Genomic DNA, 17,576 nt, shown 5'->3' on the forward strand with positions numbered 1-17,576 from the left:
CGTCACTATAAAAAGCGACTGTTAAAGCACTTCCCCCCACAGCTACAACTGGGGAATAGCAAGTTCAAACGACTTGCAAACCACTAATCCCCAATCAAACCATGCAAACCACAAATTCAATTTACGCTCAATTGCCTCTTTGCTCTTCACTGCCCACACTGCAACGAAATAATAGTACCACTGTCAATCAGAACGTGCGCTATCTCCAACAATCCTTAGTTAAAAAGGGATATCCCGTCGCAACTGATGGATTCTTCGGCCCAAAAACCGAACAAGCAGTCATCAAATTTCAAAAGGACAATAAGATTGCTGTTGATGGCATTGTCGGCCCTCAAACTTGGAGTCTCTTAGGCGCTTGTTATACAGGTGAACCCGGATGTTAAATCCAAGTTAACTAATCCTAGGCCCACGGGTAGCAAGAAACTGGGTTTTTTCACAGCAATACTTCTTTTACGCCCTCATAAACGCTAAAAAACCTGGTGGTTGAGCGAAGCCGAAACCTCGTTTATGCCCGTCAAAAGTGCATCCAGGACTATTAATTAACATCTTTTCTGCAATTCTCTGCTTTTAAACAACTTGCAAACAACCAATGGAGAATCAAACCATGCAAACCACAAACGCAATTCGCACTGAATTACCTTCCTGCCGTTATTTTCCCCTACTCAAACGCAACGATGGCGTCACCCAAAATGAGGACGTTCGCTACCTTCAGCGACTCTTGAACGCCAGCGGATTTTCTGTAAATACTGATGGAGGATTCGGCCCAAAAACCCAACAAGCCGTTATCAATTTTCAAAACAAACAACAAATCGTTGCTGATGGCATTGTCGGCCCTAAAACATGGAATAAGTTGGGTGTTTGTACAAATATATTTTAAAGTTTGTGCAACCATCTGTTAAAGAGAGTAGGGCGTGCAGTGTGCGCCCTATTTTTCCGTCGAAGTTTCCACCCCAGACCACCCCTCCGGCGCTCCGTACATTCGATACTTGCGAGAGCGTTTGAAATACAGCATTGCTACCCGATCGTCCGGATTGATTTGTAAAATATTCTGAAATACTTTTTGGGCGGCAACAAATTTTTGCTCGTAGTAAAAATTGAGGGCTTCTTGAAAAACCTCCGCCGTTTGCTGCTTGAGTACAATGCTTTCCTCTGTTTCTGTATCGTAAATTTCAAACACCGACACAGCATTTGTCTTTCCTTTCACCATTACTCGATCGACAAATCTGTACTTATATTTTTCTGGATCGTCGAGGCGATCGATAATTGCACCGCTAACTAGAATGCCGGATCCGTAAACCTTAGTCAATCCTTCCAAACGAGACGCGAGATTGACGGCATCAGCAATCACCGTACTTTCCATCCGTTCTCGCTCCCCAATTGTACCCAACATCAAGTTGCCCGCGTGTAAACCGACGCCGATCGCGATCGAAAACAAGCCATTTTTTTCTCGCTGCTGGTTGTAGATATTCACTTCTTTCTGCATATCAATTGCTGCTCGTACACCATCATCAGGAGATGTAGGAAACAGTGCCATGACTGCATCACCAATGTATTTATCAATAAACCCGTGGTTCTTCCTGATTGCAGGGCTAACCTTTCCCAAATAAGTATTAATAAATGCAAAATTTTCCGGTGGCGTCATCTGTTCTGAAAGCGCCGTAAACGAGCGAATATCAGCAAACAGCACTGTCATATCTCTTTCCTGATTTTCGCCTAGTTTTACTTCAATAATACTCGGCTTTTCCAGCAAGTTTAGAAAATCGTGTGGCACGAACCTGCCGTAGGCTGCATTCAGTTTTGCTAGGCGAATTTGCGTATTAATCCTTGCCAACAATTCCTTTTTGATAAAAGGTTTAGTTACATAATCATTTGCTTCTAAGTTAAAAGCTTCTACCAAGTCGGTAGTTAGATTTTTGGCCGTCAGCATCAGAATCGGCATTTCTAACGGCGAGTATTTTTTGCGGACTTCTCGACACACTTCATAACCAGTCATCTGCGGCATCATTACATCGAGTAAAATTAAGTCCGGCTTAAATCCTGATTCAATCAGATTTACAGCTTCTAAGCCGTTGCCCGCTTGAGTTATTTCGTAGTTTTCTATAGAAAGACTGTTGATGATAACCTGAATATTAATGGGTTCATCATCGACTACCAAAACTTTTATTTTTTCAGTTTCTAGCAAGTCGCTATTGTCTGAGATCGGAGAATTTATTAGAGATGATTTGCGGCCCAATTCAGGAGTGATAAAAATGGGAGAATTCTCGCTTAAAAGCGGCTGCCGGCTGCTAACATCCGGTTGACTCTCAGATACGGGCAAAGTAAATATGAATTGGGAACCGACGCCTACAGTTGAAGATACCCAAATTTTACCTCCGTGCAATTCCACTAATTGTTGGGCAACCGTTAACCCTAAACCAGTGCCGCCATATTCTCTAGCAGTGGAACCGTCAGCTTGTTCAAAGGATTCAAAAATTCGCTCTAATTTATCTTCGGGGATGCCAATACCGGTGTCGGATACAGTAATTGCTAATTGGGAATTAAGGGGTGATTGTGCCTTGCCAGTTACCAATTCTGCTGAAATTTCTACTCTGCCACTTTCGGTAAATTTAATCGCATTGCCGATTAAGTTGTAAAGTATTTGCTGCAACCGATTCTCGTCTGCTGCTATTGGCGGCAATTCAGGAGCGACTGAGTTAATCAACTGCAAGTTTTTTTTGCCTACTAATGGCTGAGACAAAGTGAGAATTACAGAGACGATTTCTCGAAGGCCTATGGACTTAATTTGCAGTTCGAGCTTTTTGTGTTTGAGCTGAGAAAAATCCAGAAGATCGTTAATTAAAGAAGACAATCTTTTCCCCGAGGATGTAATCAAAGCTAAGTTAAAATTTGTTGAGTCTGGCAGTTTTCCGGTAGCACCGTCTATTAAAGATTCTGCAATCCCAATAATGCCGTTGAGGGGAGTGCGAAGTTCGTGGGAAGTATTAGCTAAAAATTCGTCTTTCAGTTTGTCGAGTCGCTGCAATTCGATATTTTTAGTTTCTAAGGCAGTAAAAGATGCTTGCAGTTGTGCTGCCATGCTGTTAAAAGCAGCGGCAAGTACGCCCAACTCGTCGGAGCGATCAAGCTTTACAGTTTGGTCAAATTGTCCTTCAGATAAAGCTATTGCTGCATTTTTTAATTTTATAAGAGGTTTGATAATCCAGCGAGAAGTGAGAAGTCCTAACACAGTTGCCATGCCCAAAGCTGCCAAGCATAGCAAAACTGTAGTTCGGTTGCCGGCATGAATTTGTTCCATAAAGTCGGCTTCTGGAACGACGACTACAATCAGCAAATCTAAACCCTTGTCGTCTTGGAAGGGCAGGAGTTTTAAAAATTTCTTCTGGTCGTTTATCTCAACATTTATTTGCTGCGCTTTTGTAATTTGGTGGAAGTTTTGAAAGTGAGTTTCTAAATATTTAGCTGTAGTTTGCGTTACTGCATCGCTGCTTTCTGTAACTTTAAACAGTTCTTTTTGACCGTTTTGGCTGCGGAAAGGTTTTTCGTGTGTGGAAGTTGCCAGCAGCGTGCCGTTTCTTTCGATAATAAATGTTTGACCAGATTTACCTATTTTGAGGCTGTTTAAAAATTGACCAATACTGTCGAGACGTAACGCAGCAATTAATACTCCTTCTAGCTGTTTCTGGCTGTTGTAAACTGGTTGCAGGGCGCTGAGAATCAAGGTCGGTTCTAGGAAGGATATATAGACTGAACTCCAAGTTGGTTTGGCTTCTAGAGCCGCATAGGCGTAGGAAGGGTGCTGCCGGATGTCGAAGTTTTTAACGGAGGCGGCTACTGTAGTGCGATCGCCCGTATCATTAGTATTGTAAGAATAAAAATCAAAATTTGTAGACGGGCCCGATGCGTTAATCAATAAAGTGCCGTTAGACATCTTTTCGCCAGTGCGATATTCTCCATCTTGATTAGCGATCGACGTAAAATTGATATAAGGATATAATTGCACTTGTCGCCACAGATAATTTTCCCAAGCGGACAAGTCTTTCATGTTTACAAAACCCAGTTTTACCGCATCCAGCTTGCTTTGATTGATTTGGTGCGGGGTTTGCAGATAAGTTCTCAAATTTTGCTCAATGCGATTGCTCACCTCCCCCATCAATTGATCCGCCAGGTCATTCACTGCTCTTTGAGAGTTCCTAAATGATAAATATCCTACAATACCCACCGCTGCAAATACTTGCAAGACAAACGGAACTATGAGTACGGTTTGCAGCGTTGCTTTTCTTGAAAGTTTTGCCACTAAGTGCTTGAGAGAAGGAGTGGACATAACATTAGTTTAGGTTGAAAAACCCAGTTAATACTTGGAGCGAGTTCTTACCGCTGGTAAGTATTATAAACCATTTTGTACTTAAACACAACTTACACAAGGAAGAGCCGATCTCGTTTCTACAATCTTTCATCTTATAGCAAATTATTAACAGTCAAAGCGAACCGTAGAGACACGGGATTTCCGTGTGCTACTTTCCGCGCCAGACAAGGCATTTCCCTGTCCCAACCGATGTTCACATACAATATATCTGTATCACTACTTTTCATCCGAAGCTTCTATCCCCCACTATCCTTCAGGCACTCCAGACATTCCATTCTTTAGAGAGCGCTGAGAGTAAATTGCTGCTAACTTATCTTGAGGCTTTCTTTCGCAAATCTTATTGAATATTTTTTGCGTCTCAGTAAAATTTTTCTCGAAATAAAGCTCCAGACATTTTTGAAATTCAGCAGCATTTGCCTGTTTTAGTTGAATGCTTTGTTCTGTTCCTGCATCATACAGAATATTCCAGGTTGATGAATTATACCGCGCTCTCACGGGGTTTCTTTACAGTTCTCACATCTGGTACTGATTCTGTTGATCGAAACCCGGTTTCTCCGTACTAAATCTACATGGAACATGCTGTAAAATATTGAACAAGTAGGTTTTGCCGACGGGAAATATTGCAGATGTTTTTTACAAAATTTATATTATGTGTGCTTACTTCTTGCGGTTAAAAAAGGTCGAATTAAAAATAAAAATTTAGCGGGCTGTCCCTGAAATTAGCCACAAAATTAAGCTATATTATAGCAGATTTCAGGAAAGTGAGATTTGCTATGGCTGACTCTATTGCTCGTCGCTTGGAACAATACACGGTAAAACGATCGCACGAAGTTTTAATCGTTAAGGCCGAAATTAACGGCGAATTCGATGAAATTGCTATTTTTAAAGGCTTTTCTAGCTCCCTGACGCGATCGACCGCTTTCGATCCAGAGGTTCCTGTTTTGCCCGAGGAAGCAAAAATTGTCAGTGTCGCTCGCGTGGAGAGTCCCTACAATCCAAATAACCCCCGCTATCTTCAGCAGGGGTTATCTTGGGAAACAATGCAATCTCTATTGTCCGAGGCGGGAGTTTAGCGAAACATTAGGGACACAACGTGAGAAAAACAGTAGGGACACAACAATGTTGTGTCCCTACTACAAAAGCACTATGTCCTTAACCTTAGAGCTAGAGCGTGCCGCCGGCAGCTTGGAAACGAGCTCTCGCGCGTTTGATTGCTTGCTTAGCTTGAATTTGCTCTTGCAAAGTGCCGGTAGTAGCCTTTTGCAAACGAGCTTCTGCTTCGGTGTAAGCAGTACGAGCAGCTTCTTTATCAATGGTTTCGCCTTTTTCAGCGCCGTTGACAAGAATAGTAACTTTGTTTTCTTGGATTTCTGCAAAGCCACCCATCAGAGCAATAGACACCCATTCCTTGCCGGGACGGACGCGCATCACTCCGGTATCCAAAGCTGTCAACATTGGAGCGTGACCGCTTAAAATACCCAGTTGGCCTGTGGTGCTCGGCAGAATTACTTCTTCAGCATTAGAATCCCAAACAGTTTTGTCTGGGGCCACTACGCGCACAGTTAATGTCATAAATTGTCCTTAGTCATTAGTCATTAGTCATTAGTCAGCAGTCAGCAGTCATTAGTAATTAGTCAGTAGTCAGCCGTCGGCCATCATCAGTCACTTAGTTGTTAACTGTTAATAGTTAACAACTAATGACCAATGACTAATGACTGCTGACTACTGACTAATGACTAAAATTACTTGGCGTCAGCTTTCATTTTTTCAGCTTTGGCGATCGCTTCGTTGATATCGCCCACCAAATAGAAAGCTTGTTCAGGTAATTCATCAAGTTCGCCAGCCAAAATCATCTGGAAGCCCTTAATGGTGTCTGCCAGCTTGACGTACTTGCCGGGGGAACCTGTGAACACTTCAGCCACAAAGAACGGTTGAGACAAGAACCGTTCAATTTTGCGAGCGCGAGAAACTGTCAAGCGGTCATCTTCCGACAGCTCGTCCAAGCCCAAAATTGCAATAATGTCTTGCAATTCCTTATAGCGTTGCAGAGTAGACTGCACCTGACGAGCAACACCATAGTGTTCTTCGCCGACAACGCTAACTTGCAACATCGTAGACGTAGAATCCAACGGGTCAACCGCAGGATAAATCCCCTTCGCAGCCAAACCGCGAGACAACACAGTTGTAGCGTCCAAGTGAGCAAAAGTCGTAGCCGGTGCGGGGTCAGTCAAGTCATCCGCAGGTACGTACACAGCTTGAACCGAAGTAATAGAACCTTCGGTAGTCGAAGTAATCCGTTCTTGCAAGTCGCCCATGTCTGTACCGAGAGTCGGCTGATATCCCACAGCCGAAGGCATCCGACCCAACAGAGCCGATACCTCAGAGCCCGCTTGCACGAACCGGAAGATATTGTCAATGAACAGCAGCACGTCTTGCTTGCTGACATCACGGAAGTATTCGGCCATCGCCAGAGCCGACAGGCCCACGCGCATCCGAGCACCAGGCGGCTCGTTCATTTGACCGTAAACCAGAGCAATTTTTGATTTGCTGCGGTCTTCTTCGTTAATAACCCCCGACTCGATCATTTCTTTGTAGAGGTCATTACCTTCGCGGGTGCGCTCGCCTACACCACCGAACACGGACACGCCGCCGTGAGCCTTGGCGATGTTGTTCACGAGTTCCATCATAATCACCGTTTTGCCGACGCCTGCGCCGCCGAACAAACCGATTTTGCCGCCGCGACGGTAGGGGGCCAGCAGGTCAATCACCTTGATCCCAGTTTCAAACACCGAAGGCTTGGTTTCCAGTTCGGTGAAAGCCGGCGGGTTGCGGTGGATGGGCATACTTTCGGAAGTATTGACCGGGCCGAGGTTGTCTACGGGTTGGCCGATGACGTTAAAAATCCGGCCGAGAGTTGGGATTCCGACGGGAACTTGGATCGATGCCCCGGTATCTACTACTTCCATGCCACGCACCAAGCCGTCGGTGGTACTCATGGAAACTGCACGCACTTGGCTGTCTCCGAGCAGTTGCTGAACTTCGCAGGTAACGGCAATCTCTTGACCTGCTTCGTTTTTGCCGGAAATCGTGAGAGCGTTATAGATTTGGGGCAGTTTGCCGCCTGGGAATTTTACGTCTACAACCGGCCCAATGATTTGGGTGATGTAGCCTACGTTCGTTTTTGTTGCGGTGGATACCATGAATAGTGCCTTTGTTAGGATGCTATTTTTCCCGTTATGGAAAAAGTCTTAACATTTAGAAATGCTATTCCTCAGATTACCACTGAACAGACGCACTATTTAGATTTGTATGGAGCTCGTTAAGAGTCATTTTTATGGTTCCTACCCTCGCTTTTTTTTCCTGCGAGTCGCAGCCAAAGCCCCGATACCCAGCATAGTCCCGAACACTGTGACAGGTTCGGGGACAGGTTCGGGGACTAACTCAGCCGACACGGTGAAGTCTTTGAAGTCAAGCTCGGTTCCTTTTTTGGCATCGTCGAAGGAGATTCTTGTTGTGCCCTTAGCCAGTTGCTCCTTTGTGAGCGATGAAAATTGCTCTGGGCCTTTACCGCCGTTGATGTTTGCAAATGAGTCGCTGGAGTTGTAGTCGAGCATAAAGTCACCAAACACAGCAAGCTGACATCCCGCCACCAGACATTCATCTCTTCGGAACTGAGTGCCGGGGGCAAACCATTGGGGGCTGTTCATGAAGGTACTCGACGAGACGTATTGCTCGAAAGGCCTGCCGCTCCCCGTGTCACTCCACAGCAGCAGGGCATAAATTTGATCCTGCAAAAATGTGAAGGTTTGGGTGATGGAGCCGTTTTCGGAGGTGACTGCGTTGCCGAAGGTTCCTTCCCAGTTGTTGGCAGAGCCGTTATCTGAAGGTTTAGTCTCGTAAAACAGTCTGGCGATGTTGGTGTAGCCATTGTTTTCTGGCTCAGCTTGGGCAACCCACAAGCTTGACTGGTAAGGGCTGACAGACTTGTTGAATCTAAAGTTGATCTTTGTATCTTGCTCGAACTGGATGCCGCCAGTGCCAAACATGAAAGCTCGGACGGGCGAGCAGATGCCGAGCAACATTGTGGTTGCCAAGCTGGCGACTGTAAAAGATGTTTTTTTGACTAGCGTTAAGGTAGTCATAACCCTGATTCCTCCAGTATTGTTAGGTAGTAAGGCGGAAAATGCCCTAAATGCCATGTTGCCGTGACGCGAATAGACGATCGCGAGCCTGCTATATTGAGGGCGATCGTCAAACCTAAAGAAGAGGCTCCACACCAGTGAATCTACATACAGATATCACTTAAGGGTGTTTTAGAGTAAATGAGTGCTTCTTCTAAGAGTTTTCACTGACACCAGATTGCCACAGTTTAATCTGTCAGAGCAAGATTTTCATCCTGCCTAGACTTCCAAACTACTACATTTACTTCGTTTCGGTAACGGTCTAAAGTTGAGTGCAGGACTTGCAAATATTGGCTTTCATCAAAAATACATAAAAATTTTAATCGAGCTTTATGAAGTTTTGGTAAAGTTCATCTATAAAATATAAAGTTTTTGAGAGAAAGTCTGCTGTTCGGTTCGTTGCTCCTGAAAGCGCGCTGCAAGATGCTCGGCCGATGCAGAAAGAAGCGGGGGGAGACCGCGAGTAGGGATTTGAGCGAGTTTTTTGCCACTCTAAGCAAGCGGGAGAACAGACATCGATACTTACGTACTTTTGACTAATATGCCGAGCTTTTTAAACCCATAAACCTCGCGTTCGCTGCTATATTTTCACCCACAGTCCCGGACGCTTTAACCCGGTTTTTTAAGGTAATTGGGTCAGGGAAGCAGTGAAAGTCAAAAAAAGAAACCAAGTTTCATTTCCCGCGCCTGATTCCTAGTAAAAAAACTGTTTTTACGTAAAGCATAGTAATTAAAAACATACTTTGCATTTTTTTAGTCCTAATTATTCGATCGCCAAAAATAGGCTGCTCCTATTGACATGAGAAATTTTGAGGAGTAAAAATAGTAGAAATAAATACGATCGCACTTTAAACACAATCTTCAGGGTAAGAGAATCTCAATCAAGCTTTACAAAAGGAGTTGAGAAAAGTTATCATATAATCAGGGTCAACACATCTCAATTAATTTGACAAAAGCGTGAATTTCTGCATTACTAAATAACTAAAAAAACCTTCTTAAAATTCTTAATTTTCACCCGAATTGAGCAGATTAAATCAGAACCTTAAGATTGGCTGTTAGCTCATGAAAAATTTTATCCCCTTTTTTGCCTAAAAATAATTGATGAGATGAAGACTAGGCAGTAACTATATCTAGCACTTTTTGCTGGTCATTACGGTCATAAGATTGTTTTATTGTTTTGCCATCAATGGCAATCACTTCTAGTTAGACTTCCCCGACTATCGCATTTACCCAACTCAAAAAACATTTTTGAAACTGCGGCGGTTCAATTCGGGCAAATAAGGAGACTAAACTTGTCATGAGATTATACCATTGGGTAATTCTAGAAAGCTTTTCAACCATTCATATTTGGCATTACCATAGACTTATGTTCCTGCCCATCCGTCGACACCGCTGATGACAGCTAAAATCGCAATCGATCTAATATCTTTGAGCAAATGTTATTTACTTCTTTCTATTCTTGGGCTCTTCAACTTGGCAAAATGTTCTAAAAAACTGGCATTTAAAATATTCAGGTAAGCCAATGAATCTATTTGTTTTTGTTGGGATTTTACAGCTTTACTAAAACCTCTGGCTATTGATAGCATCAATAAACTACAATAAACTACATTAAAATTTAGTCGGATTTAATTGTAACATATGTTGGGTTAAAGTTAAGATGCGTTTACCCTGCGGAGGGGGGTAGGATAGTCTTCTTTGAGGAATTTAAGGATGACGGCCTAGTTGTCCTGTTGGCGGATGCCTCGATAAACGGTGGAGTTGATACTTTCGTAGATTTGAGTGAGAATCTCGTAGCCGTTAATCTCGATCATTTTCAGGTTTCAATGATAGAAGAAAATGTTATTAAAGATAGTCAGCAATCATGATGGGCGAGCGCACTGATCTATTATAGTAGCTGAGGATGCTTTGATACCCATGCTAAATGTGAAATCTTCACATTAATATACTGGCGCACATCATCTATCACAGATTACCTCATGGCAATAGCAGGTAACTTTCATTACCTGCTAATTTACAACGAGAAAAACAAGAGTTTTCTCATCCTTATTGCTGCAGTATTTTCACGATGAGATTTTTTTTGTAAGTCCCATATTTTAAGTAGCAAATCAGTTTCTTGAACAATTCTCTCTAACCCGCAGATGCTCTATCTAGGGTTGACTTGTCTCGGATTTGGTGCCGCAGTTCCGTAATTGACTCGACAGCCGATATTGAACAAACTCGAACTGCACTCAAGAGGGACAATCTGCTGATCGAGGAGGGCGCTGCAACTGACATACTCGTCATTATTAGTATCTCTTACCATACATTCGATCGGGTTAGCTCCCGATCGCGCCGACCAACTCTTCATACCTACGACTGCAATCATATGCTGCCAGTAGAAAGCAAATAGCAAAACTCCCAAAAGTACAGCAACGGCTAATCCTGCTTTTAACTTCCAACTATTTAGGACGTTTCCCAAACTATTTTTCACGTTTTCCACTCCAGAAATGGAGCTTTCGGTAGTTATTTCTGGAGTTGTCAAGTTTGTTTGTGTTTGTTCTGCTGGAATTTCAGACATAATGTATCTCCTATGATTGCTGGGATTTGGCTAAGCGGGCAGTTGCGATCGCTATTGCAAACTTTATCAAATTTTAGCAAAACTAGCCAGTACCGACAACCGATGCGGGCAGCACCGCCGGGGAAGTAGGTATATTGACCAAGTGCGAGCGCAATTTCTATGCCTTTTGAGGTATTGCCCAATTCGCGAGGGGCTATTTTCCACCTAGGGAAATAGAATGGTTGGCGATGTTCTCAGAAAACGGCTCAAGTGAATCAGCTTTTTTACGAACCGCAGAGGGCGCAGAGGGCGCAGAGGGCGCAGAGAAAGAAAAAAGAGAGATATATTGACTTTCACCAATCATTTATGGTCTCGATAGCAGTTCTAATAACTCCGATTCCGAAAGTAGTTTTACCCCCAAAGATTGAGCCTTTTCCAACTTAGAACCCGCATCTTCTCCCACAACCACATAATCAGTTTTAGCACTCACAGAACTTGTGACTTTACCTCCTGCTTTTTGAATCAAATCTTTAGCTTCATCTCGTTTCAAAGTGGGCAAAGTTCCCGTCAGCACAAAAGTTTGGCCTGCAAGTTGTAAATTGGTGCTGGCTAAATTGGAATTTTTCACTTCTGACTGCAATTGCAAGCCGGCAGTTTTCAACCGTGCAATTAAACTTTGATTAGCCGGCACTCGAAACCACTGATAAACAGCTTGAGCAATTTCCGGCCCGATGCCGTAAACCCCCTCAATCGATGCCGCCGATACCCCTGCTAACTCTTCCACATTTGCAAACCTTTCTGTTAGCAATTGAGCATTCACGCTGCCGACGTGGCGGATGCCCAAGCCGTAAAGTACGCGCGAATAAGGTTGATTTTTCGATTGGGCGATCGCACTTACCAACTTTTCTGCTAACTTCTTGCCCATCCGTTCCAAACTCATCAATCTTTCCGCTGTCAAATCGTACAAATCCGCCGCAGAATGCACCAGATTGCTATCAACCATCTGCTGCACTAACTTTTCGCCAACACCGTTAATATCCAGAGCATCCCGGCTGCAAAAATGAATCAGCGAACCCCTCAAAATTGCTGGACAAGATGTATTGATGCAGCGAGTAACGGCCTCCCCCTTTTCCCGAACCACAGGCTGTTCGCATTCGGGACAGCAATTAGGCATTTGGAAAAGTTGAGCATTTTGGGGGCGCAGTTCTGGCAAAACGCGCACAACTTCTGGTATAATTTCCCCAGCTTTTCTGACAATTACAGTATCGCCAATATGGAGATTTAGGTCGGAAAGTCGATCGCTATTATGGAGAGAAGCCCGCGAAACCGTCGTCCCCGCCAACTGCACCGGTTTGAGTTCCGCTACAGGAGTCAGAGCCCCGGTTCTGCCTACTTGCACCGTGACAGCTTCTACTATTGTAGGCACTTCTGCCGCGGGATACTTCAGGGCGATCGCCCAACGCGGAAACCTCTGAGTAAAACCCAATTGTTTTTGCAGCCAAACGGAATTAATCTTAACAACAACCCCATCAGTCATGTAAGGCAAATTCCGCCGTTCAGTATCCCAATATTGGTAATACTCCCGAACCTCATCCAAAGAATAGCAAATTTTGCGATAGGGATTAACCTTAAACCCCATTCGTCGCAACAATTCCAACGAATCCCACTGCGTGTTACCCTCGTTACCCCGATCTAAATGCAGAGTATAAGCAAAGAAATCCAACCTGCGCTTATCCACAATTTTAGAATCCAACTGCCGCAGCGTACCCGCCGCAGCATTGCGAGGATTAGCAAACAATTGTTCCCCCGCTTTTTCTCGTTCCCGATTAATTTCCTCAAACACAGCTAAAGACAAAAAAGCCTCTCCCCGCACTTCCACCACAGGCGGCGGATTATCTAAATTGAGCTTCAGAGGAATCGAGCGAATAGTTTTGACATTTTGAGTAATTTCCTCTCCCGCAATGCCGTCTCCCCGCGTCGCACCGCGAACTAAAACTCCATTTTCATAGGTTAACGCTAAAGCAGAACCGTCAATTTTTAACTCGCAAACATAGGAAACCCCCCCCAACCCCCCCTTGCTAAGGGGGGGAGTAATTTCCCTGTTTTCCTGATTGCTAATGGAAGATGTTATTCCCTCTTGTCCCCCCCCTTGATAAGGGGGGGTTAGGGGGGGTGAATTTCCGTCTTGAGCGGGGGTTAGGGGAGGTGCTACCCTTTGCCAGCGTTCCTGCCATTTAGCAAATTCCTCAAAATTAAAAGCATTTTCCAAACTGTAGAGAGGAATATTGTGCTTGATGCTAAAAAATTGAGTAGCAGGCTGTTCTCCCACCCGCTGAGTAGGACTTTCGGCCGTAATTAATTCAGGATAATCTGATTCTAATTCTTGCAACTGGCGATAAAGTCGATCGTACACTTCATCTGGCATGATCGGCGCATCGAGAACATAATAAGCATAGCTAGCTTCCTGTAGCTGCTGCCTCAACTGTTGAATTTGCTGCTGAATTTCTGCTGCCATATCAATTTAAGGTTTTCGATTTTCGATGTTAAATTTTTGATGATAACTCTTTATTTTAGCTCAAAAAAAAGGAGCAAGCAACCTATCTGCTGCCAGAGCAATTTTAAATTTGAGATAATTAATCTAAATTTGAGCTCAAAACCAATCTCCAGCAACTAAAAAATCAAAACTTATCCTAATTATCACGCTGCCAAAAAACGGCTACTTAATTTCCGACAGGCGTTGCCAGTCGGCCAAAAATTTCGGCTCTTGTTTAACATCCCAGATTCATCTATGGATTAAATTTCAAATCCTTCGACTGATTGAAAGCAGAACGTTGCGCCAAACATATCACACAGAATTATCAATTTTAAAATCCACTGACTCGCCTTTATAGATGCCCCATTCTGGGCGTAAATAATCACAAGTTTAAGTCTGGAAACTCGGTAAATTTCTTGTTTTCCCCGGACACGGAATGTTGAATATTCGCACCATCTTTTTCGCCGTTTAAGTTGCTATTGGCGCGAGATTTGGTGAATTCTTGAGCGTTCGGCTTGGTGAAAGCGAGCGGTTCAGCGTGTTCTACCTGAAATACGTTGGCGTAAAGGTTGGCAATAATCTGTTTGCCTCCCTGGGTCAATTCCAAGTAGTTCAAAGCTGCTGGAATGTATGGAAAAACTCCATTCCAATAAAACTTGGCGTAATTTTGCCGCAAATCTCCCGGAGACTTGTAGCCCAAGATTTTATTAGTGCCGACTTCCTCAAATTCGTAGAACAGAGCACTTATTTTTCGTAGGTAATTTGGGTCGCTCAACTGACCGATCAAATCGGCGGCCCTAGCGAGTCCAGAATAATTATTTCGATCTTGATGAGTTTCGCTAGCAGGAACTGGGAAGCGCGTCAATTCAATATTGCGCTTGATTTGTTCGGCATCAATTAATGTGTGGCCGCCGAAGCGTTCGTCAATTACGAGTTTGCCTCGATCGACATGATAAGGAGTTAAACTGGCTGAAGTTGCGCCGATCGGCACAGAAACCATGCCCCCGTCAATACCCGTAGCATATAGTCCCACAGCTTCTTGGTCTTGGCGGCAAACACCTTTGACGTAGCCGATATCGTGACACAGCAGCGAGATTAGGTAGTGCAGCCAATCTTCCGGCGACACTCCGCCTTCGCGAATATGCTTGCCCCGGAGAATCTCTTGTCCCACCAAAGCCACCAGCATTGTGTGTTCCACATTGTGGTAGAGAGCATCGCAGTTAGCGATATTTTCCAGAGCCATAGTCCCTGCCCAGGCGATAATTTCAGGGTAGTCAGGCTTGTACTTGCCGTAGGTGCGACGGTAGCCGGCCTGCAGCTCTTGCACAAAAGCGTCAATCAGGATAGCAGTTGCATTGAACATCATAAATTCTCCCACTCAGGCTGTAGTTACAAACTTGATCGAAAATATCTTGCATAGCTGAAAAAATAATCAATGGGCATTCCAATAGGTTTGACCCCTCGGTGTTGAATTTTAAATTTCAGCTAGTCTTGTCAGGTCAGAAAATTGCTTTTTTGGCTATGCTTCCCAAGATAACCTAATTTCCGAAGCATCCGAAGCAACAGATCGATTTTTTGGCATTAAATGTTGGCGAAACAATTTACATCATTTCACCGACTAATTATTAGAAGTCCTAGGTGTGAAAGTTATGAACTGTCTGTTTTCGAGCCTCTCCACTGCTGCCCTTCGCACTCGGCGGTCGATCGCCCCAAAATACCTAGGATTGTTTGCATTCACGGCTGTTTGCACCGCCGCACCGGCAATGGGTGCCGAGCGAATTTACGTAACTTACGGGCCGCTAGAAGAATCAGTTCCGATCGAATCCCTGGCACTTTTCGCCAAAGAAGGCAAAATCGACTCAAACTTGGACGGCTTCGCTCAGTACATCAAAGAATCTCAGCTAGCTGAGATTCGCAGCGCCCTGCAAGCGAAAGCTGAAATCAGCCACGTGACGATCGCCCAATTCCTTTACACGCCTCAAGGAGAAGTGCTGCTGAGACGCTTAGGCCGAGTAATTCAAACCAAAGCTCGGCAGCCTGGATTTTATGCCATCCGAGCAGCCCTGATTTTAGCAGCCTCCGATCCAGAAGGCCTGACAATTCTCAACGTGCTGCGGAAATTCCCCACCTATGGCATCAGGATTGACATCGCCCGCGGCTTGGGTATCGCCAACGAGCTGACATCGCTGATCAACCGTTCCAATCAGACGATCGCCGGAGTCGCCCAGTTGTCCGAAGCACAAGCAGCCTCTGAACCCGCCATACCGCCGGCCCAAATACAGCAGCCCCAGCTACCGGGCCCCTATACTTGGAAAAAATCATCGGTAACTGTGACGAGTCCAAATCGCCCTCGCACGTTTGATATGGACATTTACCTGCCACAGGGCAGCCCGCAACCTGCCCCAGTAGTAGTAATTTCTCACGGTTTAGGTTCCGATCGCCTTTCCTTCGAGTATTTAGCCAAACACTTAGCCTCCTATGGCTTTGCCGTCGCCGTCCCCGAACACCCCGGCAGCAACGCCCAACAAATCCAAGACTTAGTAACAGGCAGAGCCAATCAAGTATCAGAACCAGCAGAATTTGTCAACCGCCCCCTCGACATCAAAGACCTGCTCGATTATTTAACCAAACTATCTACAACCGACCCGACCTACCAAGGGCAGCTCGACTTGCAGCGAGTCGGCGTCATCGGCCAGTCTTTCGGTGGCTATACGGCTTTAGCATTAGCCGGAGCGGGGATTAATTTTGCACAGTTAGACAAAGATTGCGGACTCGAAAACGATAGTTGGAACCTCTCCCTACTGTTGCAGTGCCGCGCCCGCGGCCTAGAGCGCAACCAGTACAATTTTGGCGATCCGCGCATCAAAGCTGCGATCGCCGTCAACCCGATCGCCAGCAGCATTCTGGGAGAAACTAACCTCAGCAACATCAAAATCCCTGTCATGGTAATCGCAGGCAGCGCCGATACCGTCGCCCCCGCTTTCCTCGAACAAATTCAACCGTTCACATGGCTGACATCGCTCAACAAATATCTAGTATTGATGATCAACGGGACTCACTTCTCAACGATCGAGGATTCCCCTCAAAGCCTCTTTCTGCCACCACCAGAGGTCATCGGGCCCGAACCAGCTTTAGCCCGTCGCTATCTCAGCGGACTCAGCCTAGCTTTCATGGAAAGCTATTTGAACAATAAATCCAATTTCCGCCCGTATTTGGAGCCATCCTACGCTTTAAGCATCTCCAGAGACACTCTCGGACTGAGAATTTTGCGATCGCTCACCCCGCAGCAACTCCAGCAGTTCAGGATTTCTCCACCTGCTCGCAGGCCAGTCTCTCCACCTGTCCTCGCTCCTGTTCCTCTACCTTCTCCACCTCCCATAGCTCCCGTTCGTTAGGGTTGAGGTGCGCCGCGTGTGCACGCTGGCATCTATTTTCGTGCGGGGGCGATGGCGTCGGGCCCGGCAAGCTACGGCCCTCTCTCTTCTTTCATCAGCTTTCCTAATCACAGTCATCAGTTTAACTGTCGCTCAACCCCTTTACAAACCTTAACAATACCGTTAATAATAGAAACATCATCCGAACATTGACAACCAAATACAGCAATCATAAAACCATGACAACAACCTTACAGCAGCGCGAAAGCGCCAACGTCTGGGAACGCTTTTGTGAGTGGGTCACAAGCACCGACAACCGCATTTATGTAGGTTGGTTCGGAGTCTTGATGATTCCCACCTTGCTCAGCGCCACCATCTGCTACATCATCGCCTTCATCGCTGCCCCTCCAGTGGACATCGACGGCATCCGCGAACCAGTAGCAGGTTCCTTGATGTACGGCAACAACATCATCACAGGTGCAGTTGTTCCTTCATCCAACGCCATTGGTCTTCACTTCTACCCAATCTGGGAAGCAGCTTCCTTAGATGAGTGGTTGTACAACGGCGGCCCTTACCAATTGGTAATTTT

The 17,576-nt window shown here is 45.1% G+C and carries 13 protein-coding genes and 1 pseudogene; 5 read left to right on the top strand and 9 right to left on the bottom strand.

Annotated features, from left to right (window positions below; all coding sequences use genetic code 11):
• The first annotated feature begins 101 nt into the window (after positions 1 to 101).
• Positions 102 to 383 (top strand): peptidoglycan-binding domain-containing protein, encoded by a 282-nt coding sequence (locus QUA34_RS10995; protein WP_333332031.1) that lies wholly within the window; start codon positions 102 to 104, stop codon positions 381 to 383.
• Between the two features lie 221 nt (positions 384 to 604).
• On the top strand, positions 605 to 877 hold the full coding sequence (locus QUA34_RS11000) for a peptidoglycan-binding domain-containing protein (RefSeq protein ID WP_333082922.1): 273 nt from the start codon (positions 605 to 607) through the stop codon (positions 875 to 877).
• 48 nt (positions 878 to 925) lie between these two features.
• Here QUA34_RS11000 and QUA34_RS11005 read toward each other — a convergent pair whose 3' ends face one another.
• From QUA34_RS11005 to QUA34_RS11015, 3 genes are all read right to left on the bottom strand, one after another.
• Positions 926 to 4,321, bottom strand: a complete 3,396-nt coding sequence (locus QUA34_RS11005; protein ID WP_333386464.1) for an ATP-binding protein — start codon at positions 4,319 to 4,321, stop codon at positions 926 to 928.
• Between the two features lie 134 nt (positions 4,322 to 4,455).
• Entirely contained in the window at positions 4,456 to 4,590 is a 135-nt protein-coding gene (locus QUA34_RS11010) for a hypothetical protein (RefSeq protein WP_333386467.1), read from the bottom strand.
• Positions 4,591 to 4,609: 19 nt separating this feature from the next.
• Positions 4,610 to 4,858 (bottom strand): hypothetical protein, encoded by a 249-nt coding sequence (locus QUA34_RS11015; RefSeq protein WP_333386470.1) that lies wholly within the window; start codon positions 4,856 to 4,858, stop codon positions 4,610 to 4,612.
• A gap of 278 nt (positions 4,859 to 5,136) precedes the next feature.
• Between QUA34_RS11015 and QUA34_RS11020 the strand changes: the two genes are divergently transcribed.
• Complete coding sequence (locus QUA34_RS11020; protein ID WP_333386472.1) at positions 5,137 to 5,436, top strand: DUF7734 family protein; 300 nt, start codon at positions 5,137 to 5,139, stop codon at positions 5,434 to 5,436.
• Between the two features lie 91 nt (positions 5,437 to 5,527).
• On the opposite strand, the gene atpC is transcribed toward QUA34_RS11020, so the two are convergent.
• The 6 genes from atpC to QUA34_RS11050 form a co-directional block, all read right to left on the bottom strand.
• Positions 5,528 to 5,935 carry an ATP synthase F1 subunit epsilon gene (atpC, locus tag QUA34_RS11025; RefSeq protein ID WP_333058306.1) on the bottom strand — a complete coding sequence of 136 codons (408 nt, stop codon included), beginning with the start codon at positions 5,933 to 5,935 and terminating at the stop codon, positions 5,528 to 5,530.
• Between the two features lie 170 nt (positions 5,936 to 6,105).
• Positions 6,106 to 7,563 (bottom strand): F0F1 ATP synthase subunit beta, encoded by a 1,458-nt coding sequence (atpD, locus tag QUA34_RS11030; protein ID WP_333386475.1) that lies wholly within the window; start codon positions 7,561 to 7,563, stop codon positions 6,106 to 6,108.
• 141 nt (positions 7,564 to 7,704) lie between these two features.
• On the bottom strand, positions 7,705 to 8,505 hold the full coding sequence (locus QUA34_RS11035) for a PEP-CTERM sorting domain-containing protein (RefSeq protein WP_333386477.1): 801 nt from the start codon (positions 8,503 to 8,505) through the stop codon (positions 7,705 to 7,707).
• Positions 8,506 to 10,687: 2,182 nt separating this feature from the next.
• Positions 10,688 to 11,101: a hypothetical protein gene (locus tag QUA34_RS11040; protein ID WP_333082927.1), complete on the bottom strand. Its 414-nt coding sequence runs from the start codon at positions 11,099 to 11,101 to the stop codon at positions 10,688 to 10,690.
• Positions 11,102 to 11,444: 343 nt separating this feature from the next.
• Positions 11,445 to 13,595 (bottom strand): NAD-dependent DNA ligase LigA, encoded by a 2,151-nt coding sequence (gene ligA, locus QUA34_RS11045; protein WP_333332044.1) that lies wholly within the window; start codon positions 13,593 to 13,595, stop codon positions 11,445 to 11,447.
• 400 nt (positions 13,596 to 13,995) lie between these two features.
• Positions 13,996 to 14,976, bottom strand: a complete 981-nt coding sequence (locus tag QUA34_RS11050) for an Npun_R2479 family HD domain-containing metalloprotein (protein WP_333082936.1) — start codon at positions 14,974 to 14,976, stop codon at positions 13,996 to 13,998.
• A 286-nt stretch (positions 14,977 to 15,262) separates the two neighbouring features.
• Between QUA34_RS11050 and QUA34_RS11055 the strand changes: the two genes are divergently transcribed.
• Together QUA34_RS11055 and QUA34_RS11060 are read left to right on the top strand one after the other, a co-directional pair.
• Complete coding sequence (locus QUA34_RS11055) at positions 15,263 to 17,008, top strand: alpha/beta hydrolase (RefSeq protein ID WP_333386485.1); 1,746 nt, start codon at positions 15,263 to 15,265, stop codon at positions 17,006 to 17,008.
• Between the two features lie 218 nt (positions 17,009 to 17,226).
• Positions 17,227 to 17,576 (top strand): annotated as a pseudogene (locus tag QUA34_RS11060) (photosystem II q(b) protein); the annotation flags it as partial.

Origin of the sequence: Microcoleus sp. POL10_C6 (assembly GCF_036701585.1) — a bacterium.
Lineage (GTDB): Bacteria > Cyanobacteriota > Cyanobacteriia > Cyanobacteriales > Microcoleaceae > Microcoleus.